The sequence below is a fragment of the Rhizobium sp. AQ_MP genome, assembly GCF_014237835.1.
Classification (GTDB): Bacteria; Pseudomonadota; Alphaproteobacteria; order Rhizobiales; family Rhizobiaceae; genus Allorhizobium.
Genome location: NZ_JACJVI010000002.1, coordinates 518,412 through 538,481, shown reverse-complemented (window position 1 = coordinate 538,481; position 20,070 = coordinate 518,412). Strand labels below are relative to the sequence as shown.

16 protein-coding genes and 1 other RNA gene are annotated in these 20,070 nt (G+C 61.7%); 10 read left to right on the top strand and 7 right to left on the bottom strand.

Annotation, left to right across the window (positions count from 1 at the left end):
• The first annotated feature begins 25 nt into the window (after window positions 1-25).
• The 4 genes from ybgF to glmM all read left to right on the top strand — a co-directional run bounded on the left by ybgF (window position 26) and on the right by glmM (window position 6,002).
• Entirely contained in the window at window positions 26-1,024 is a 999-nt protein-coding gene (gene ybgF, locus H6M51_RS05645) for a tol-pal system protein YbgF (protein WP_185808895.1), read from the top strand.
• Window positions 1,024-2,349 carry a tRNA lysidine(34) synthetase TilS gene (tilS, locus tag H6M51_RS05640; protein ID WP_185808894.1) on the top strand — a complete coding sequence of 442 codons (1,326 nt, stop codon included), beginning with the start codon at window positions 1,024-1,026 and terminating at the stop codon, window positions 2,347-2,349. The genes ybgF and tilS overlap by 1 nt, the downstream gene beginning before the upstream one ends.
• Window positions 2,350-2,469: 120 nt before the next feature.
• On the top strand, window positions 2,470-4,401 hold the full coding sequence (ftsH, locus tag H6M51_RS05635) for an ATP-dependent zinc metalloprotease FtsH (protein ID WP_185808893.1): 1,932 nt from the start codon (window positions 2,470-2,472) through the stop codon (window positions 4,399-4,401).
• Window positions 4,402-4,646: 245 nt separating this feature from the next.
• Window positions 4,647-6,002: a phosphoglucosamine mutase gene (gene glmM, locus H6M51_RS05630; RefSeq protein ID WP_185808892.1), complete on the top strand. Its 1,356-nt coding sequence runs from the start codon at window positions 4,647-4,649 to the stop codon at window positions 6,000-6,002.
• A 93-nt stretch (window positions 6,003-6,095) separates the two neighbouring features.
• Here the strand turns inward: glmM and H6M51_RS05625 are convergent, their stop codons facing one another.
• Window positions 6,096-6,842 (bottom strand): YebC/PmpR family DNA-binding transcriptional regulator, encoded by a 747-nt coding sequence (locus H6M51_RS05625; protein ID WP_185808891.1) that lies wholly within the window; start codon window positions 6,840-6,842, stop codon window positions 6,096-6,098.
• A gap of 161 nt (window positions 6,843-7,003) precedes the next feature.
• Between H6M51_RS05625 and H6M51_RS05620 the strand changes: the two genes are divergently transcribed.
• Window positions 7,004-7,507 (top strand): pyridoxamine 5'-phosphate oxidase family protein, encoded by a 504-nt coding sequence (locus H6M51_RS05620; RefSeq protein WP_185808890.1) that lies wholly within the window; start codon window positions 7,004-7,006, stop codon window positions 7,505-7,507.
• Between the two features lie 11 nt (window positions 7,508-7,518).
• Here the strand turns inward: H6M51_RS05620 and H6M51_RS05615 are convergent, their stop codons facing one another.
• Window positions 7,519-8,355, bottom strand: a complete 837-nt coding sequence (locus H6M51_RS05615; RefSeq protein WP_185808889.1) for an MBL fold metallo-hydrolase — start codon at window positions 8,353-8,355, stop codon at window positions 7,519-7,521.
• 221 nt (window positions 8,356-8,576) lie between these two features.
• On the opposite strand from H6M51_RS05615, the gene H6M51_RS05610 reads away from it, so the two are divergent.
• Window positions 8,577-9,932 carry a methyl-accepting chemotaxis protein gene (locus H6M51_RS05610; protein WP_185808888.1) on the top strand — a complete coding sequence of 452 codons (1,356 nt, stop codon included), beginning with the start codon at window positions 8,577-8,579 and terminating at the stop codon, window positions 9,930-9,932.
• Between the two features lie 35 nt (window positions 9,933-9,967).
• Here H6M51_RS05610 and H6M51_RS05605 read toward each other — a convergent pair whose 3' ends face one another.
• Together H6M51_RS05605 and H6M51_RS05600 are read right to left on the bottom strand one after the other, a co-directional pair.
• Window positions 9,968-10,792: a TIGR00282 family metallophosphoesterase gene (locus H6M51_RS05605; protein WP_185808887.1), complete on the bottom strand. Its 825-nt coding sequence runs from the start codon at window positions 10,790-10,792 to the stop codon at window positions 9,968-9,970.
• A 10-nt stretch (window positions 10,793-10,802) separates the two neighbouring features.
• The gene (locus tag H6M51_RS05600) at window positions 10,803-11,381 is read right to left on the bottom strand and encodes a 5-formyltetrahydrofolate cyclo-ligase (protein ID WP_185808947.1); all 579 of its coding nucleotides are present in this window, start codon (window positions 11,379-11,381) and stop codon (window positions 10,803-10,805) included.
• 167 nt (window positions 11,382-11,548) lie between these two features.
• Between H6M51_RS05600 and H6M51_RS05595 the strand changes: the two genes are divergently transcribed.
• The gene (locus tag H6M51_RS05595) at window positions 11,549-13,570 is read left to right on the top strand and encodes a methyl-accepting chemotaxis protein (RefSeq protein WP_185808886.1); all 2,022 of its coding nucleotides are present in this window, start codon (window positions 11,549-11,551) and stop codon (window positions 13,568-13,570) included.
• Window positions 13,571-13,654: 84 nt separating this feature from the next.
• Here the strand turns inward: H6M51_RS05595 and ssrS are convergent.
• The 3 genes from ssrS to H6M51_RS05580 all read right to left on the bottom strand — a co-directional run bounded on the left by ssrS (window position 13,655) and on the right by H6M51_RS05580 (window position 14,599).
• Window positions 13,655-13,813, bottom strand: a non-coding RNA gene (gene ssrS / locus H6M51_RS05590) — 6S RNA.
• A gap of 44 nt (window positions 13,814-13,857) precedes the next feature.
• Window positions 13,858-14,256, bottom strand: a complete 399-nt coding sequence (locus H6M51_RS05585) for a cell division protein ZapA (protein WP_185808885.1) — start codon at window positions 14,254-14,256, stop codon at window positions 13,858-13,860.
• 70 nt (window positions 14,257-14,326) lie between these two features.
• Entirely contained in the window at window positions 14,327-14,599 is a 273-nt protein-coding gene (locus H6M51_RS05580) for a DUF4164 domain-containing protein (RefSeq protein WP_076394074.1), read from the bottom strand.
• A gap of 342 nt (window positions 14,600-14,941) precedes the next feature.
• On the opposite strand from H6M51_RS05580, the gene tkt reads away from it, so the two are divergent.
• The 3 genes from tkt to H6M51_RS05565 all read left to right on the top strand — a co-directional run bounded on the left by tkt (window position 14,942) and on the right by H6M51_RS05565 (window position 19,914).
• Complete coding sequence (gene tkt, locus H6M51_RS05575; protein ID WP_185808884.1) at window positions 14,942-16,924, top strand: transketolase; 1,983 nt, start codon at window positions 14,942-14,944, stop codon at window positions 16,922-16,924.
• Between the two features lie 74 nt (window positions 16,925-16,998).
• Window positions 16,999-18,009, top strand: coding sequence for a type I glyceraldehyde-3-phosphate dehydrogenase (gene gap, locus H6M51_RS05570; protein ID WP_185808883.1), 1,011 nt, complete (start codon window positions 16,999-17,001; stop codon window positions 18,007-18,009).
• 246 nt (window positions 18,010-18,255) lie between these two features.
• On the top strand, window positions 18,256-19,914 hold the full coding sequence (locus tag H6M51_RS05565) for a BCCT family transporter (protein ID WP_185808882.1): 1,659 nt from the start codon (window positions 18,256-18,258) through the stop codon (window positions 19,912-19,914).
• Window positions 19,915-20,070 lie beyond the last annotated feature (156 nt).

Below are 20,070 nucleotides of genomic sequence, written 5' to 3'. Positions count from 1 at the left end.
TCGTCGCGAAAACAGGAAAAGGAACATGAACAAACTTGTGATGGCGGCTCTGCTAGCGACGGCCTCGCTGACGGGTTTCCATGGAACGGCTCACGCCTTCCAGGTCACCCTGCCGCCTATCTTCGGACAACAGAAAACCCCTGAGCAGCTGCAAGGCCAGAACCCTCGCGGTCAGGTCCACATGACTCAGGCCGCCGACCCCTCCTTGCGTGTGCAGCAACTCGAGGAAGAAATTCGCGCGCTGAACGGCCGCATCGAAGAGATGAGCTTCCAGCTTTTGCAGATGCAGGAGCAAATGCGCAAGCAGCAGGAAGACAACGAGTTCCGCTTCCAGGATCTCGAGAAGAAGAGCGGCTCCCTGACCCGTCCGGCCACGGCAGGCGCACAGCAGGATTCGGTTGCGGAGATCATCACCGAAACCCCGGACGTCGGCGCAAGCGCCGACGCTTCCGGCACGATCCAGGCGCCGGGGACCGCGCCCGGCGAGCAGACCCTCGGATCCATCGCGCTCGACCAAAACGGCATGCCGGTGACCGCGACGCTGAACCAGGACGCAGGGAACAACAGTGCGAGCAACCTGCCCGGTGTCGATACCGGTGTAACCGCTCCCTCCACTACGCCCCAGCAGACGGCCTCGCTCAACTCCGAGAGCGATGTTTACCAGATCGCCTACGCCCATGTTCTTTCGGGCGACTATACGCTGGCCGAAAACGAATTCCGCGATTTCATCGCTGCTTATCCGAGCAGCGCGCGCATCGCCGATGCCCATTTCTGGCTGGGAGAGGCCCTCTACTCCCAGGGCAATTACAACGAGGCGGCCAAGACCTTCCTCAATGCCCACCAGACCTACAATACCTCGCCGAAGGCCCCCGAAATGCTGCTGAAGCTCGGCATGTCGCTCGCCGCCCTCGACAATACCGAGACTGCCTGCGCGACGTTGCGCGAAGTCTCCAAACGTTACCCCAAGGCCTCCCGCGCCGTCGTCTCCAAGGTCGCGAGCGAGCAGAAGCGCCTTAGCTGCTGATGGCCGCCCCGCTCGCGGCAGCCTCGCCCCTGCCCGACCTCTCGCCCGAAGCGGCGATTGAAGAATTTCTGAACTACCTGAAACGTCCTCTCCGCCTGCTGGTCGCCGTCTCCGGTGGCAGCGATTCGCTCGGGCTTCTGCTTCTCCTGAAGCAGGCGATCGAGAAGCAGAATGCGCCCCACCGCCACTCGCTGGCGGCTGCAACGATCGATCACGGACTGAGAGCGGAAGCGGCAGACGAAGCGCGATCGGTCGCGCAGCTCTCCGCCCGGCTCGGGATTCCCCATCGTATCGAGTGCTGGCACGGCATCAAACCTCAAACCGGCTTGTCCGCCGCAGCCCGCGAAGCCCGCTACCGACTTCTTGCCAATGCCGCAAAGGTCATGGGTGCCGATGTCCTCGTGACCGGTCACACCCTCGACGACCAGATCGAGACCATTGCAATGCGTGCCGCTCGCTCCGTTGAGAGCGCTCTTGGCCTCGCGGGGATGGCGCCTGCCACGCTATACGCCAATCACCTCTGGATCCTGCGTCCGCTTCTTCGCACACGCCGCGCGGCAATTCGTTCCTATCTCGAGGAATGCGGCCAATCCTGGATTGAGGACCCCAGCAACGAGGACACACATTACGAGCGTGTCAGGACCCGCCAGTCGGCACCGACGGCGACTGCTCTGGCGATCGCCCAGGCCGCGAGCCATAGACGCAGCCTTACGGCAGCAGCCGCCGCCTGGCTGGAGAGCCATGCCAAGGCGGGCCCGGGGCCCCTCGTCACGCTCGTCCTCGACCACGCCGACGAAGCAGCCGCAGAGCCGGCAAAACTCGCGCTGGCAAGCTTGATTGCCGCCCTTGGCGGCAAGCCCCATCGCCCGGGAGCGGCAAGCCTCGACCGCCTGAGTGTCGCTCTTGCCAAGGCATCGGATTTTCGCCTGACTCTCGCCGGCACGCTGATTGTCCGCCGCCGCGACCAGCTTTTCCTGGTCCGGGAAAGGCGCGGTCTTTTGCCGCTGCTCCTTGCACCGGGCAGCAGGGGTATCTTTGACGGGCGCTATACGGTGCTTAACGAAAGCAGCGGGGAGATCACCATCGCCGCCGGCCCGGCCTCGACGGTTGATCCTGCTCTACCGGGCGCCACGCGTGCGGCACTGGCTGGAACCGGACCGCAACTCCTTGATAGGCATGGCACTTCGCGGCAAGTCGACGTCGAGATCACGGTAAAGCCGCGGCTCTCGCTCTATGCCGATTTTATGCCGTGTTTCGACCAGCCACTGGCGGATGCGATCGCCAGGCTCATCGGTGTCGAACCGGGCCCGTCTTGTCCCATTTAAGACTTATTGACGGAAAACGATCTGCGACGGTCCCTTTGCCTTGGCAAGGATGCGGTGGGCTCCTATGTTAGAGAGTAATTCTGCGGGGCTTCGGTCCGCAACACTGGTTCGGGGAGTTCAATGAACCCAAATTTTCGCAATTTCGCGCTCTGGGCGATCATCGCTCTTTTGCTGATCGCGCTGTTCAGCATGTTCCAGACCTCGCCGTCCCAGACGGCCTCGAGCGAGGTTCCCTATTCGCAGTTCCTCCGGGAAGTCGATGCGGGACGCGTTCGTGAGGTGACGGTCACGGGCAATCGCGTCCTCGGCAAATATGTCGAGACGGGCACGGCCTTCCAGACCTACGCGCCGGTTGTGGATGACAACCTGCTGACCAAGCTGGAAGCCAAGAACGTGATGATCGTTGCCCGTCCGGAAACGGACGGCTCCTCGGGCTTCCTGAGCTACATCGGCACGCTTCTCCCCATGCTGCTGATTCTCGGCGTCTGGCTTTTCTTCATGCGCCAGATGCAGGGCGGCTCGCGCGGCGCCATGGGCTTCGGCAAGTCGAAGGCCAAGCTCCTGACGGAAGCGCATGGCCGCGTCACGTTTGACGATGTTGCCGGCGTTGACGAAGCCAAGCAGGACCTGGAAGAGATCGTCGAATTCCTGCGTGACCCGCAGAAGTTCCAGCGCCTTGGCGGTAAGATCCCGCGCGGCGTCCTGCTCGTCGGCCCTCCGGGTACCGGTAAGACCCTGCTCGCCCGCTCGGTCGCCGGCGAAGCCAACGTGCCCTTCTTCACGATCTCCGGTTCGGACTTCGTCGAAATGTTCGTCGGTGTCGGTGCAAGCCGCGTCCGCGACATGTTCGAACAGGCCAAGAAGAACGCACCCTGCATCATCTTCATCGACGAAATCGACGCCGTCGGTCGCCATCGTGGCGCCGGTCTCGGCGGCGGCAACGACGAACGCGAACAGACGCTCAACCAGCTGCTCGTCGAAATGGATGGCTTCGAGGCCAATGAAGGCATCATCCTGATCGCCGCGACCAACCGTCCAGACGTTCTCGACCCCGCCCTGCTCCGTCCGGGCCGTTTCGACCGCCAGGTGGTCGTTCCCAACCCCGACATCATCGGCCGCGAGCGCATCCTCAAGGTCCACGCCCGCAACGTGCCGCTGGCGCCGAATGTCGACCTCAAGGTTCTCGCCCGCGGTACGCCCGGCTTCTCCGGTGCCGACCTGATGAACCTCGTCAACGAAGCTGCCCTGATGGCCGCGCGCCGCAACAAGCGCGTGGTCACCATGCAGGAATTCGAAGACGCCAAGGACAAGATCATGATGGGCGCGGAACGCCGCTCGTCCGCCATGACCGAAGCAGAAAAGAAGCTGACCGCCTATCACGAAGCCGGCCATGCAATCACTGCCCTGAAGGTGCCGGTTGCCGATCCGCTGCACAAGGCGACGATCATTCCGCGCGGCCGTGCACTCGGCATGGTCATGCAGCTCCCCGAGGGCGATCGCTACTCGATGAGCTACAAGTGGATGGTCTCGCGCCTCATCATCATGATGGGCGGACGCGTTGCGGAAGAACTGACCTTCGGCAAGGAGAACATCACCTCGGGCGCCTCTTCCGACATCGAGCAGGCCACTAAGCTTGCCCGCGCCATGGTCACGCAGTGGGGCTTCTCCGATATCCTGGGTCACGTCGCCTATGGCGAGAACCAGCAGGAAGTCTTCCTCGGTCATTCCGTTTCGCAAACGCGCAATGTGTCTGAATCGACCGCCCAGAAGATCGACACTGAAGTCCGCCGCTTGATCGACGAAGCCTATACCGAGGCCCGCCGTATTCTGACCGACCACCACGATGAATTCGTGGCGATTGCCGAAGGTCTTCTGGAATACGAAACGCTGTCGGGCGACGAGATCAAGGCGCTCATTCGCGGCGAAAAACCGGCCCGCGACAGCGGCGACGACAGCACGCCCAGCCGCGGCTCCGCCGTTCCCTCGACCGGCCGCAAGGACGTGCCGAAGGGTGGAGAGCCGGAAGGCGGCCTGGAACCGCAGCCGCACTGAGCACGCCTCACGAGACTTCGCAAAAAGGCCACCCTCGCGGTGGCCTTTTTCATGGCATCGCCCTGACGTCGCACAAATCCGTGGAAGACTACGCTTACGGTAACGCCGTGTAATGTATTTTAGCGCTATTTTACGTGTCCTGCGCCGCATTCTGTGGCATGGCAGCCCAATGCGGCGCGCTGCGTAAACGCTTATGCCTGGGCAAATGCAGCGACCGGCACAGGAATGGACTTGAAGGAACACAGATGACACGTCGTTACTTCGGCACGGACGGCATTCGCGGCCTCTCCAACCGCTTCCCCATGACCCCGGATCTTGCGATGCGTGTGGGTATTGCCGCCGGCACGATCTTCCGTCGCGGCGGCCACCGCCATCGCGTTGTGATCGGCAAGGATACGCGCCTCTCCGGCTACATGCTGGAGAACGCGATGGTCGCGGGTTTCACCGCCGCCGGCCTCGACGCCTTCGTTCTCGGCCCGATCCCGACGCCTGCCGTGGCCATGTTGACGCGCTCGCTACGGTGCGACCTCGGCGTGATGATTTCGGCCTCGCACAATCCCTTCGCTGACAACGGCATCAAGCTCTTCGGCCCCGACGGCTACAAGCTCTCGGACGAGCTGGAGCAGCAGATCGAGGAACTGCTGGAGAAGGACCTCTATGGCCAGCTCGCAGCCCCCAACGATATCGGCCGCGCCAAGCGCATCGACGGCGTGCACGACCGTTATGTGGAATTCGCCAAGCGCACCCTGCCCCGCGATGTGACGCTGCACGGGCTGCGGGTCGCCATCGATTGCGCCAATGGCGCCGCCTACAAGGTTGCACCGCAGGCCCTCTGGGAGCTGGGCGCCGAGGTTGTGACGATAGGCGATGAGCCCAACGGCACGAACATCAACCTCGAATGTGGCTCGACGCATCCCGATACCTTGCAGAAGAAGGTCCACGAGACGCGCGCCGACATCGGCATCGCGCTCGATGGTGATGCAGATCGCGTCATCATCGTTGACGAGAACGGCACTGTCGTTGACGGGGACCAGTTGATGGCGGTGATCGCCGAGACCTGGGCGCAGGACCAGACCCTGCGCGGCGGCGGCATCGTTGCGACCGTCATGTCGAACCTCGGCCTCGAACGTTTCCTCGGCGAAAAGGGCCTGACGCTCGCCCGCACCAAGGTCGGCGACCGCTATGTCGTCGAGCACATGCGCAGCCACGACTTCAACGTCGGCGGCGAACAGTCCGGCCATATCGTGCTTGCCGACCACGGCACCACAGGCGACGGCCTTGTCGCGGCGCTGCAGATCCTGGCGGCGGTCAAGCGGACCGGCAAGACGGTGAGCGAGATCTGCCACCGCTTCGAGCCGGTTCCGCAGCTTTTGCGCAACGTCCGCTTCTCCGGCGGCAAGCCCTTGGAAGACGCCGTCGTCAAGCAGGCGATTGCCGATGCCGAAGCCGAACTCGCCACGTCCGGCCGCCTCGTGATCCGCCCTTCCGGGACAGAACCTCTCATCCGTGTGATGGCTGAAGGTGATGACCGCGCACAGGTCGAACGCATCGTCAACGATCTCGTCGATGTGATTGGAAGCGTGCGGAGCGCTGCCGCCTGACAAAGCAATCCACCGCCTGCAGGAAGACGGAAATGCAAGAAGCCCGGCTGAGATTCAGCCGGGCTTCTTGTTGTCATCGGGAAGGAGCCTGTGTCAGGCCGACAGCTTCGCCATCACTTCGTCGGAGACTTCGAAGTTCGAATAGACATTCTGAACATCGTCATCGTCTTCCAGCGTGTCGATGAGCTTCATCAGCGACTGCGCCTTTTCCTCATCGACTTCGATGGTGTTTTGCGGCTTCCAGATCGCCTTGACGGACTCGGCTCCGCCGAGCACAGCTTCGAGTGCCTTCGAGACCTCGTTCATGTCTTCGAATGCACAGTAGATCGTGTGGCCCTCTTCGTCCGAGATGACGTCTTCGGCACCGGCCTCGATGGCCGCCTCCATCACCTTGTCCGCATCGCCGACGGAGGCCTTGTAGGTGATCTCGCCGACATGGTCGAAGGAGAAGGAAACGGAGCCCGTTTCGCCGAGTGCTCCACCTGCCTTCGAAAAGGTCGACCGTACGGACGAGGCCGTACGGTTACGGTTGTCAGTCAGCGTCTCGACGATGATGGCCACGCCGCCCGGACCGTAACCTTCGTAGCGGATTGCATCATAGCTCTCGGCATCGGCACCGGACGCCTTCTTGATGGCGCGTTCGATGTTGTCCTTCGGCATCGACTGCGCCTTGGCGTTCTGCACGGCAAGACGAAGTGCGGCGTTCATGGCCGGGTCAGGCAGACCGGTCTTTGCGGCAACGGTGATTTCGCGCGCAAGCTTGGAGAACATCTTCGAACGGATACCGTCCTGCTTGCCCTTGCGGTGCATGATGTTTTTGAACTGTGAATGGCCAGCCATGGCACCCCTGATCAGGTCTGTTTGTGGGAATGGCCGCCTTATAAGGGCGAAGCCCGACCTGTTCAAGCCCATCAACCATCGCCACCACCTGCCTGAGAGCCAGGAACAAGTCTGCGTTCAACTCGTTGCTGCCATGGAAAAACGTCAGGGAGAAAGACGATATGGCAAGCTTCAGTGAAGCCCGCGAAAATCCGGTAGAACAGCTCTGGGACGAAATCGGCGACGTGCATGCCGGCATGCTCGGGCTTCTGGGCTCAGATCTGTTGATGCGTCCCATGGCGCCACAGGCAGACCGCTCGACACACACCATCTGGTTCTTCACCAAGACCGATACGGATCTCGTGAAAGCGCTCCGCCCGGGCAGCCGTGGCCAGTTCTGCGTTGTCGGCAAAGATCACGACTATCATGCGTCCTTGACCGGCAGCCTCGCTGTGGTGAAGGACACCGCCAAGATCGACGAATACTGGAACGCCGTCGTGGCCGCCTGGTACGAGGGCGGCAAGGAGGATCCCCTCCTGACCATGCTGGCACTCTCCCTCGATGAAGGCGAGATCTGGGCTTCGACCGGGAGCTCGGTCAAGTTCGGCTGGGAAATTGCCAAGGCCAACCTCAACCCGGAAAAGATGCCTGACGTCGGCGTCCACCGCCATGTCCGCTTCGCCTGAGCCGGAGCGTATCAGACCCCCTGCAAGACGAGGATCAGCGGCTTTTTCGGCAAGGTCCGCATGGACACCGTGAAGCCGCGGTTCTCGGATATCTGTGTGTCGAAACTGCCATCGAACATCGACAGGAATGTCTCGATCGGCGGACCTCGACGATGCATCGGCAAGATGAGCGCGGACCGTAGACGCTTGACGATCCGGCTCATGCTGTCCGCCCCGAGCGTCAGGCCGCCATCCACGGGCACCATGACAATGTCGAGCCGACCGATTTCGCCATAATGCGTGTCGGTGAGTTCATGATGAAGATGTCCGAGATGCCCGATGCAAAGGCCCGCGACCTCAAAGATGAAGATCGAATTGCCGTTCGGCTCCATCGATCCGCCCCAGCTGCGGATGTCGGTCGGCACATTGCGGATATACGCATCTCCGACAACCAGCCTGTGCTGGATCGCCTCACCCGGCTGAGCCTCGTTCCATCCATGTAATACGGCTCCGATCGCCGGATCGGGATTGAGCGTGTAATGGCTGGAATGCGCCTTGTTCATCGTTACCACGTCGGGCGTCCGGGACGTCCTGAGCCAGCCGTTGAAATCGGTCGCGATCGAAATGCCGCCGGGTGTGTCGATCTGGAAGGTTGAGTGCCCGACGAATGTGATAACCACGTCTTCCTGCACCTGCGCGAGCGTCAGTGCCGGAACACCTGGAGCCGACGGTGTGAAGTTGGCGTATTGAACCTTGGGGATCTTTTCGGCGATCAGCTGACACTGGCTGACCTGCGGTCGCTCCTGGGCCGATGCGCCACCAGCTACAGCGGCAAGCATTATCGTGGACAACACCAGTCTCAGCATCATGCCGCTCCCTGCATCCCATCCAGATCGATGATGGCAGCATGCGGCAGCTCATTCCTGCGGTAAAGACTGCTCTGGGCATGACTTCTGTCAAATTGCCGTTATCGCAGCAGGGCCAATACGTCTTCCAGCTTCATCACCCTTAATCAGTCGTTAATCGCTCCTGGTCAATCTTCGCACCAAAAGCTACCGCACACCGTACTGAACACCTGGAAGGACATACCATGCCGGCGGCGCAAGCCCTATTCGACCACCACACGCAGACCACCGGCTATGCCCTCCTGGAATGCATCGAAGCAGCCCTCAACGACGACTTCAGCAAACTGCCTTCGGGCTCCGATCCCCTGGATCGCGCAGTGGCACGCCTCATCACGCGCACCCAAGAGCGGTCGGCAGCTCAATTGAAAGATGTTGTCGAGATCTCGGTCAATGTGAACGAGACTGCCACTATGTCAGCCAACCTCCTCTACGACCTGAAACAGGTCGATCACAGGACGCATGACATCGCCGCAGCCGCCGAAGAGATGGCAGCGACCGTGGATGAGATCGCCCGTCACGGCGAAGAGATTTCCGGCGGCACGCGACGCGCAGGGGCCGCCTGTGACGAAGCTCGACAGTCAGCCTTGGAAACACGGACGACCATGGAGGGCATCAACCGTGCGCTCGGAGACGCGTCCGACAGGATTGCCTCGATCCACACCTTGGGCTCGCGCATTTCCGAAATCGCGGCCAACATCAAGAAGATCGCTTCCCAGACAAACATGCTCGCGATCAATGCTGCGGTCGAAGCGGCACGTGCGGGCGAGGCCGGGCGCGGATTTGCGGTCGTCGCTTCCGAAGTGAAGGCGCTTTCGGACCGCACCGCCAATGCAACGACAGAGATTTCGAAGATCGTGATGGATCTCGAGCAGGGACTAACTTCGATGAATGAGGCCATGTCCCTCAGCCGCAGTTCGGCAAACGCCGGCACGGCAGCCCTCGATACCCTCTCGAAGAGGCTGAGCGACGCCCTGCGCCAGGTCAATGAAAGCGCCGACAGCGCTGCCCAGATCGCAAGCGGCCTGGTGGAACAGAAGGCTGCATCGTCAAGCGTTGCCAACGGCATCACCCATATCGCAACGAACGCCGGCGACGCGACCCGTCAGCTCGGTCGGGTCATGGATGCGGTCGCAAACGCGCAAATCGGTCTCGATCGGAGGCTCAAGGTTTTGGCCGAGGAGGATATCCCTGGCAAGGTCGTCATGCTGGCGCAATCCGATCACGTCATCTGGAAGCGACGCCTTGCCAACATGATGGTGGGCCGCGACCGGCTCGATCCTCGGGAACTCGCTGACCACCGGAATTGCCGCCTTGGCAAATGGTACTTGAGCGAACGCAGCACGCCCATGGGCCAGGATAGCGACTTCCTTGCACTCGACGAACCGCATTGCCGGGTGCATGAGCACGGATTGGAAGCTGTGCGCTGTTATAATGCAGGCGACATCGGCTCTGCACTCAAGCAATTGCAATGTGTCGAGGTCGCCTCGAGCGAAGTCTTGCAAAAGCTGGGACGGCTGGAGCGCAAGACCTCCCATAAGTGAGGGCGCAGTTGCTTTCGTGACAATGGATCCCGCGCTCAGGCCCAGAAGGGCGGGATCGTCTCGGCCAGACGGGGACCGAGGCGCAGCGGCGCGATCTTCTCGGCCAGGCCCGTTGCATCCGAAATCTCCACCCCGACACCACAGATCGTGGCTGGCCCGCTGGCCGCCTCGAAACGCCCCTTGGGCATTTTCGAGATGAAGCGGTTCAGCGGCTCTTCCTTTTCCATGCCGAGCGAGGAATCATAGTCGCCGCACATACCGGCATCCGACATATAGGCGGTGCCGCCATTGAGGATCTGGTGATCGGCCGTGGGGACATGCGTGTGCGTGCCGACAACAAAACTCGCGCGGCCGTCGACAAAGTGGCCGAAGCACTGCTTTTCGCTTGTCGCCTCCGCATGGAAATCGAAGACGATCACATCCGCCTGCTCCTTGAGCGGGCATGCCGCCAGAATGGCTTCCGCCGACTTGAAGGGATCGTCGAGCTCCGGATGCATGAACACCCGGCCCATGATGTTCGCCACCAGGACCCGGGCACCGTTGCGGGCATAGTAGAGACCGGATCCTTTGCCGGGCGTCCCGGCCGGATAATTGGCGGGGCGAAGGAACTGGTCGTGGCGCGTGCAGAAGGAGACGGCCTCCTTCTGGTCCCAGACGTGATTGCCTGTCGTGACGACGTCTGCACCGGCATTAATCGTCTCGAGGTAGATGTCTTCGGTGATCCCGAAGCCGCCTGCAGCATTTTCGCCATTGACGATGACGAAATCGAGCTTCATGTCGGAGATGAGGCCCGGTAACCGCTCCCACACAGCCGTTCGTCCGGTCTTGCCCACCATGTCTCCGAGGAACAGAAGTCTCATATTTGTCCAATCACTCCAGGAATGTTCTGAGCCCGCTTTCCGTCAACACGGCTTCCAGCCGGACGTCATGGGCTTCATAGGGCACTTCTGCCACCTCCTGACAGTCGAATGCAATGCCGATCAGTCGCGGATGCCGGCCTTTTTCCCTCAGACGGGCAATCGCCCGGTCATAATGGCCGGCGCCATAGCCGATCCGGTTGCCGCGGGCATCGAAGGCAGAGAGCGGAACGAGCAAGAGATCAGGATCGACGACAGCCGCCTCCGGGCCGGGTCCGCGCGTGCCAAAACCCGTATCCACCAGATCAGCCCCGGCGACCAGTTCCCGGAAGGCGATCGTCTCCTTGTCGATCACGACGGGAAGACACAGCCGCGCGCCCCGTGCCTTCAACCTCGCCATCAACGGCCGGATGTCGGCCTCGGAACGGATTGGAAAGAAGCCTGACACGATCATTCCGGGCTCGACGGAAAGAGCATCGCCGGCAAGCTCCGCCATGGTCAGACTGTACTCGACACGACGGTCGGTCTGAATGGCATCACGCAGCGCCAGCCGCTCTCTCCGGATTTCGGCCTTCAACTCCCGTTTTTGCACCATGACAGCCTTTTCCTTACCCGTCCCGCCATATTTGGGGAGGCTCTTTCCAACAAAAATTGAAATTTGGCGTTTATCAAGCCATCGAGAAAAGACCCTAAAAAACCAAGGGTTAACCCGAGGGAATTAGACTAACGTTTAAATCAACTTTTAAAGGGCAGCGTTCCATGCAGATATTTTCGCGCTTCGGCATCACAAAGACAATCACCGCGACGACGGTCTTGATCCTCATCGCGGCACTGGGTGCCGTAGCATGGGTAATCTCGGGAAGCATTGAAACGCGGATCCAGCAGCAGGCGATCGCCGGTCAGGATGCGAGCCTGCGCACCGCCGCTACCATGATTGAGCGCGACTTGCCCGGCACGAAGGTGACCTGGGCGAAGGACGGCAATGTCGAGCGCATTGTCATGGACTCGATCCCGAAGGAATTTTCCGAACATTCGATGATCGACACGATCGGCCGCATGACGGGCCAGACCGCAACGATCTTCGCCTGGGACGCCGAGAGCAAGGACTTCTGGCGCCGCACGACCAACATCATCAAGCCTGACGGCAACCGTGCGGTCGGCACTGCACTCGGCCAGACCGGCGCCGTCTATCCCTTCGCCGTGAAGGGTCAGGTCTATCGCGGTGAAGCCGTCATCCTGGAAACACCCTACTACACCATCTACCAGCCGATCTTCTCGCCAACCGGTGACGTCCTCGGCATTCTCTACGCGGGCGTTCGCAAGGCAGATATCAACAGCATCGCGACGGAAATGACCTTTGCCATCGGTACGACGGCTCTGATCGTCCTTCTGATTGCGGCCACCCTCGTTTCCCTGCTCGTTCGCCGCATCGTTGGCTCCCTGCCGCGCCTCACGGCTGTCGCCGACCGTCTCGCATCGGGCCAACTGGAAACCCAGGTCCCGGACCAGGATCTGAAGAACGAAATCGGCGCCTTGGCGCGCTCGATCAACGTTTTCCGGGAAAGCGCCATCCAGAAGATCGAAATCGAACGTCGCGCAGCCGATGCCGCAGCTCAGGGCGAAGAGGAACGCGCCGAGCGCGAACGTGCCAAGGCAGAGGACTCCCGCCTCGTACAGGAAGCGGTAGACGTGCTCGCCGGCTCGCTCAACCGCCTCAGCGACGGCGACCTCACCGTGCGCATCGCTCACCCCTTCACCGGCGACCTCGACCGCCTGCGCGTCGACTTCAATGCCTCGGTTGAAAAGCTGAGCAACACGCTGACGGACATCCACAACGAGACAGCCGGCATTGAGGCAAGCTCCGCCGAGATGCGCTCGGCGACCGACGACCTGTCGAAGCGCACCGAACAGCAGGCCGCCTCGCTGGAGGAAACCTCCGCTGCACTGGAAGAAATCACCTCGACCGTCCGCAGCTCTTCGGCGAAGGCGGATCAGGCAGCCGACATGGCGACCAAGGCCCGTCAGAGCACGGAGAACTCGAGCAAGGTCGTGTCTGACGCGATCGAGGCCATGAGCCGCATTGAACAGGCCTCAAGCGAAATCTCCAAGATCATCAACGTCATCGACGAGATCGCCTTCCAGACAAACCTGCTGGCGCTGAACGCCGGTGTCGAGGCGGCACGCGCCGGCGAGGCCGGCAAGGGCTTTGCCGTCGTTGCCCAGGAAGTACGCGAGCTCGCCCAGCGCTCGGCAAATGCAGCCAAGGACATCAAAACGCTGATCAACAAATCGGGTGAAGCCGTTGCTGGCGGCGTTTCGCTCGTCCAGCAGACCGGTAGTGCGCTGAGCGAAATCTCGAGCCAGGTGGCAGCCATCAACGATCACATCTCTGCAATCGCCTCCGCCGCCCGCGAACAATCCACCGCGCTGAACGAGATCAACGGCTCGGTCAACCACATGGACCAGTTCACCCAGAAGAACGCCGCAATGGTGGAAGAGGCAACCGCCGTCACGCATCGCCTGGCCGACAGTGCGCGCAATCTGGGCGGTCTCGTTTCGCAGTTCCGCATCGCGGGCGCCGCCAGCCACTCAGGCCGCGCGCCGGCCTCGGGTCATGTGGCGGCGGCAGCTGCACGGCCGGCATCCCGCCCGGCACCGGCCGCAACGGAGACGCGACCCGTCGCCTCGCCTGCGCGAAAGATGGTTGGCAATCTTGCCAGAGCTTTCGGCGGCGGCAACACCGCAGCGGCCCCATCGCAGGACAACTGGGAAGAATTTTGATCCCTTGTCGAGAATGCAAAAAGCCGTCGCGAGCGATCGCGGCGGCTTTTTTATTGCATTTCGTCCCGGCTTGAAACGAGAGAGGTGCGATCCACGGCAACCGATGGAGAATTTACGATCCTGGGTGCCTACAAAGTAGGTGGGCGCCATATGTCCAAGCCCACGGGCCTGGTCAGGGACAGCTCCCTAAGGATCGAGTATGGCCCCAGGGATTGTGGTTCCTGTCGTGAGGCGCAGACCGCAACTCAGATATAGGCTCTTTCCGGCGCCTCCGCCAGTGGCCGTTTTCACGAAAGAGGGCGTGTCGTTGGCTGCGGCTGAGGAGCGGGACGCTGCGTCAGTTTGCGGGTGATCCCGTTCAAACGCTCGGCGAGTTCGGCAACGGCGCTCGCAATCGCCTCCTCGCGCTGGGTGACGCTTGTCAGCACCGTGTCCCGACCTGCACGAAATCCGGCCAGTTCGGCCTCTGCAGCTGCAAGCCTTCGATTGAGGTCGGCCATTTCATCCATGACCATGATTCCGGCCATGACGGTGATCCTGAGATCCCCGATCTCTCCGAACTGCCCCTTCAGATGGCCGACATAGCGGTCAAACTGGCTGGCCAACTCGGTCAGATGGGCTTCCTGCCCTTCCTCGCAAGCCATGCGATAGGCTTTACCATCGATCGTGACTGTGACTTGCGCCATCGGCCTTCCAACTCTTTCCTACGCGTGGCGCATGCGCGCCGTCAGAAACACGCACTCAGCACACAGAGCTTCAGCGATCAAGCACCGCCCGGATGGTCTCCATCGCCGTGACCAGACGCCGCGACACCTCGCGATTGACCTCTTCGAGCCGATTGGCGCGGAACTCGGACTGATCGAGTTCCTGCGCAAGGCGAGCGCGATCAGCATGCACGCGCCGCACCTCACCGTCGATCTCCGTGCTCTCGCGCTCGGCTTCGAAGCGCATGTCGACGGCATTCTCGAGCCCGGCGACAGCCTGTCGCAAAGCCGCGAGCGCGGCATCCACCGAATTTTCCGCCGGCATCGTCTTGCCCCTGCCTCAGTGAACTCTGTTTGCTACACGAATCGTCGTGGCCGCCCCGATGATTTAAGGGGCGACAGTAAGCCCCGCCCTTGGCACGCGTCAATAAACCGCAAGCTATCGAAACAGGCCAATTCTGTGGACGACCGTTCCATTTTTGCCGTTCCGGAAGTCATCACGTCGCGTCGCACAGGAAAGAGGCAGAGAGATGTTTTATTGATCTGTGAAAGGCCCAAACCGGGGCCTTTTGTTGACTTGCGTGATGCACCTGCTAAGGATCACCCCCGTTCAGGCGGCCCGTCCCGGCGGGCCGTATCTCGAAGCCCCGGAACAAGCGGAAAAGCCATGATTTCTCCCGAAAAACATCAGCGGATGGCGAATGCGATCCGTTTCCTCGCCATGGATGCAGTGGAAAAGGCCAATTCCGGCCACCCCGGCATGCCGATGGGCTGCGCCGATGTCGCGACTGTTCTCTTCACCCGCTACCTGAGCTTCGACCCGAAGAACCCGCTCTGGCCAGACCGCGACCGCTTTGTCCTGTCGGCTGGCCATGGATCGATGCTGATCTACTCGCTGCTCTATCTCACGGGCTACGAGGACATGACCATCGACGACATCAAGGCTTTCCGTCAGCTCGGCGCCAAGACCGCCGGCCACCCGGAATACGGCCATGCCTCGGGCATCGAGACGACCACTGGTCCGCTCGGCCAGGGCATCGCCACCGCCGTCGGCATGGCACTCGCCGAAAAGAAGCTCGAAGCTGAATTCGGTTCCGATCTACAGAACCATTACACCTATGTGCTGGCCGGTGACGGCTGCCTCATGGAAGGCATCAGCCAGGAAGCGATCACGCTGGCCGGCCACCTGAAACTCAACAAGCTGATCGTCTTCTGGGACGACAACGGCATCTCGATCGACGGCGCGATCTCGCTCGCAGACTCGACCGACCAGCATGCCCGTTTCCGGTCCGCCGGCTGGAACACGCTCGCCATCGACGGCCACGATCCGGAAGCGATCGCAGCCGCGATCGAGACCGCCAAGAAGTCCGACAAGCCGACCATGATCGCCGCCAAGACCGTCATCGGCTTCGGCGCGCCCAACAAGGCCGGCACCCACAAGGTCCACGGCTCGCCGCTCGGCGCCGATGAAATCGCCGCCACCCGCAAGGCGCTTGGCTGGGAAGAGGAAGCCTTCTCGATCCCGGCAGACGTTCTGGATGCTTGGCGTCTGGCCGGCCTGCGCTCGACCAAGACCCGCAAGGACTGGGAAGCGCGCCTTGCTGGCGCCGACGCCGAGAAGCGCGCCGAGTTCAACCGCCGCTTTGCCGGCGAGCTGCCCGGCACGCTGGCCGGCGCGGTCGACGCCTACAAGCGGAAGCTCGCTGAAACCAAGCCCACGGTCGCCACCCGCAAGGCATCTGAAGATGCACTCGAAGTCATCAACGGTGTCGTCTCCGAAACGCTCGGCGGCTCGGCCGACCTGACCGGCTCGAACAACACCAAGACCAGCCAGACCAAGTCGATCACCCCGACCGACTTCTCCGGCCGTTACATTCATTACGGCATCCGCGAACACGGGATGGCCGCTGCCATGAACGGGATTGCACTGCATGGCGGCCTGATCCCCTATTCCGGCGGTTTCCTGATCTTCTCGGACTACTGCCGCCCGTCGATCCGTCTGGCCGCCCTCATGGGCATCCGCGTGATCCACGTTCTCACACACGATTCCATCGGTCTCGGCGAAGACGGCCCGACGCACCAGCCGGTCGAGCATATGGCAGCGCTTCGCGCCATTCCGAACCTGCTGATGTTCCGCCCGGCCGATGCCACGGAAACCGTCGAGTGCTGGCAGGTGGCGCTGGAAAACAAGGAACGTCCGTCGGGCCTGGCTCTGACCCGCCAGAACCTGATCCCGGCCCGTACCGAATATGAAGAGCGCAACCTCTGCGCCCAGGGCGCCTACGAGCTGATCTCGGCCAGCGACGCCAAGGTCTCGATCTTCGCCTCCGGTTCGGAAGTCGAAATCGCGATCAAGGCCCAGCAGCAGCTGGAAGCCAAGGGCATTCCGGCCCGCGTCGTCTCCGTTCCCTGCTTCGAACTCTTCTTCGAACAGGACGCCGACTACCAGGAAGCGATCATCGGCGATGCGCCGGTCAAGATCGCCGTCGAAGCCGGCATCCGCCAGGGCTGGGACGCGATCATCGGGTCCACCGGCACCTTCATCGGCATGAAGTCCTTCGGCGCCTCCGGTCCGGCGAAGGAACTCTACAAGCACTTCGGCATCACGGCCGACGCTGTCGTCGCTGCCGCCGAAGCCAAGCTTGCCTGACACCATCCCGCCAGGGCGTGCCCCACACGCCCTGACATGCCTGCAAAGCCATCTATCCACTCGGGAGTGCACCAATGACTGTGAAAGTTGCCATCAACGGCTTCGGCCGTATCGGACGTAACGTTCTCCGCGCCATCGTTGAATCCGGCCGCACCGACATCGAAGTCGTCGCCATCAACGATCTCGGTCCGGTCGAGACCAACGCCCATCTTCTGCGTTACGACTCGATCCACGGCAAGTTCCCGGCCGATGTGAAGGTCGAGGGCGACACGATCATCGTGGGCGGCGGCAAGCCGATCAAGGTCACCGCGATCAAGGATCCGGCCACCCTGCCGCACAAGGAACTCGGTGTCGACATCGCCATGGAATGCACCGGTATCTTCACCGCCCGCGACAAGGCCGCAGCACATCTGACCGCTGGCGCCAAGCGCGTCATCGTCTCGGCTCCGGCCGACGGTGCCGACCTGACCGTCGTCTACGGCGTCAACCACGACAAGCTGACCAAGGATCACCTGGTCATCTCCAACGCTTCCTGCACGACGAACTGCCTGGTTCCGGTGGTCAAGACGCTGGATGACGCCGTCGGCATCGACCACGGCTTCATGACCACGATCCATTCCTACACCGGTGACCAGCCGACGCTCGACACCATGCACAAGGATCTCTACCGCGCCCGCGCGGCAGCGCTTTCGATGATCCCGACCTCGACGGGTGCAGCCAAGGCCGTCGGCCTCGTCCTGCCGCACCTCAAGGGCAAGCTGGACGGCACCTCGATCCGCGTTCCTACCCCGAACGTCTCGGTCGTCGACTTCAAGTTCGTCGCCAAGAAGAACACGACGGCCCAGGAGATCAACGACGCCATCATCGCCGCCTCCAACGGTGCGCTGAAGGGCATCCTCGGTTACACCGACGAGCCGCTGGTCAGCCGTGACTTCAACCACGACAGCCACTCCTCGATCTTCGCGCTCGACCAGACCAAGGTTCTCGAAGGCAACTTCGTCCGCATCCTGACCTGGTACGACAACGAGTGGGGCTTCTCCAACCGCATGTCGGACACGGCTGTGGCGCTCGCCAAGCTCATCTGATCCAGACAGGCTTTATCTCGCATGAAGGCGGGCCAGCGATGGCTCGCCTTTTTTGTTTCGGGCAGCATCCTCAAGGGCAGGAAAAAATCGCTGCCCCAGGGAACAACACGCCGCCTCGTCAGTTGCCCCTACGAATTGTGGCGCAAATGCGACCGCCCTTGCGGTCGCTTCACCACATTGCGGCGCGGACAGCGCGCCTTCTCCGGGGCTGGTCAGCCCCGATGACATCGAAAGGATACCGGACCATTGGCTCTCACAACAACCGATCCCCATGCAACCGTTGCCGAAGATGCGATACCGGCGCCCGAAGGGCGGACCGAACTCATCGAAACGGACTATGAGATCGGTCAGGACAACATTAACTTCCGCCGCCGTTTCGTTTTCGAGCTCGACATCCACAATGTCGTCTTCAGCGTGTCGGCGCTGTCGATCGTCCTCTTCACCTTCCTGACACTGGCCTTCCAGACCACGCTCGAGCCGGCCTTTACCGGCCTCAGGAACTTTCTGACCAGCAATCTGGACTGGTTCTTCCTGCTGACCGGCAATGTCTTCGTGATCGTCTGCATCGGTCTCATTCTCTCGCCGCTCGGGCGAATCCGTCTCGGCGGACCGGAAGCCACACCGGACTACGGCAATCTCGCTTGGTTCTCGATGCTCTTCGCCGCCGGCATGGGCATTGGCCTGATGTTCTACGGGGTATCCGAGCCCATGGGACATTTCACGGCAGCGCTTGGTGGGCCGGTTTTCCAAGACGGCGTTCGCACGGACTGGGCGCCGCTGAATGGCGCCCTTGGTGACCCGGAAGCAGCACGCCGCCTCGCCATGGCCGCCACGATCTTTCATTGGGGCCTGCATCCCTGGGCGATTTACGCCGTGGTGGCGCTCTCGCTCGCTCTGTTTTCGTTCAACAAGGGCCTGCCACTGACGCTGCGCTCCATCTTCTACCCGATCTTCGGAGAGCGCGTCTGGGGTTGGCCGGGCCATGTCATCGACATTCTCGCGGTATTTGCCACGATCTTCGGCCTGTCGACCTCGCTCGGCATCGGCGCTCAGCAGGCAAGCGCCGGACTGGAATTCCTCTTCGGCATTCCCTCGACGGAAACAACGATGATCCTGCTGGTGCTCGCCATTACTTGCATTGCCATTGCATCAGTGGTTGCCGGCATGGACAAGGGCGTGAAACTCCTGTCGGAGATCAATCTGGGGCTCGCAGCACTGCTGCTGCTCTTTGTGATCGCCGTCGGTCCGACCATGCAGATCATCCAGGGCTTTTTCCTGAACCTGAAGGCCTATGCCACCTATCTGCCGGCCCTTGCCAATCCCTTCGGTCGTGATGACACCAACTTCGCGCAGGGCTGGACGGCGTTCTACTGGGCCTGGTGGATCAGCTGGTCGCCCTTCGTCGGCATGTTCATCGCCCGCGTCAGCCGTGGCCGCAGTGTACGTGAGCTCCTGACTGCAGTGCTGCTCATTCCCTCGCTCGTCTCCGTCCTCTGGATGACGGCACTCGGCGGCACGGCGATCAGCCAGCTTGTCAATGACGGCCTGACCAGCGTTCAGGATGCAGCCCTTGAACTGCAGCTCTTCGAGATGCTGGCGCATCTGCCCATCACGGCGGTAACCTCCTTCATCGGCATCGTGCTCGTGGTAGTCTTCTTCGTGACCTCGTCCGACTCCGGCTCGCTGGTCATCGATACAATCTCGGCGGGCGGCAAGGTCAACGCACCGGTCCCGCAGCGCGTCTTCTGGGCGAGCTTCGAAGGTCTGGTGGCCGTGGCCCTGCTGCTCGGAGGAGGTCTGGTCGCACTCCAGGCCATGGCAGTATCGACCGGTTTGCCTTTCGCCATCGTTCTGCTTGGCGCGAGCTACGCTTTGATCCGGGGACTCCTGTCCGAGCCGAGATAAACACTGTCTAGGGCGGATTAAATTTTTAAATCCGCCCTACAATCATCATGATTTTGTTCCATATTCTCTACGCCGTTCGGCACGCATCAGATTTCCGGTTCGCAGGGAAGCTCGATCCTATCGGATCAAACGACCACCTTTCGGTTTGACAGCCGG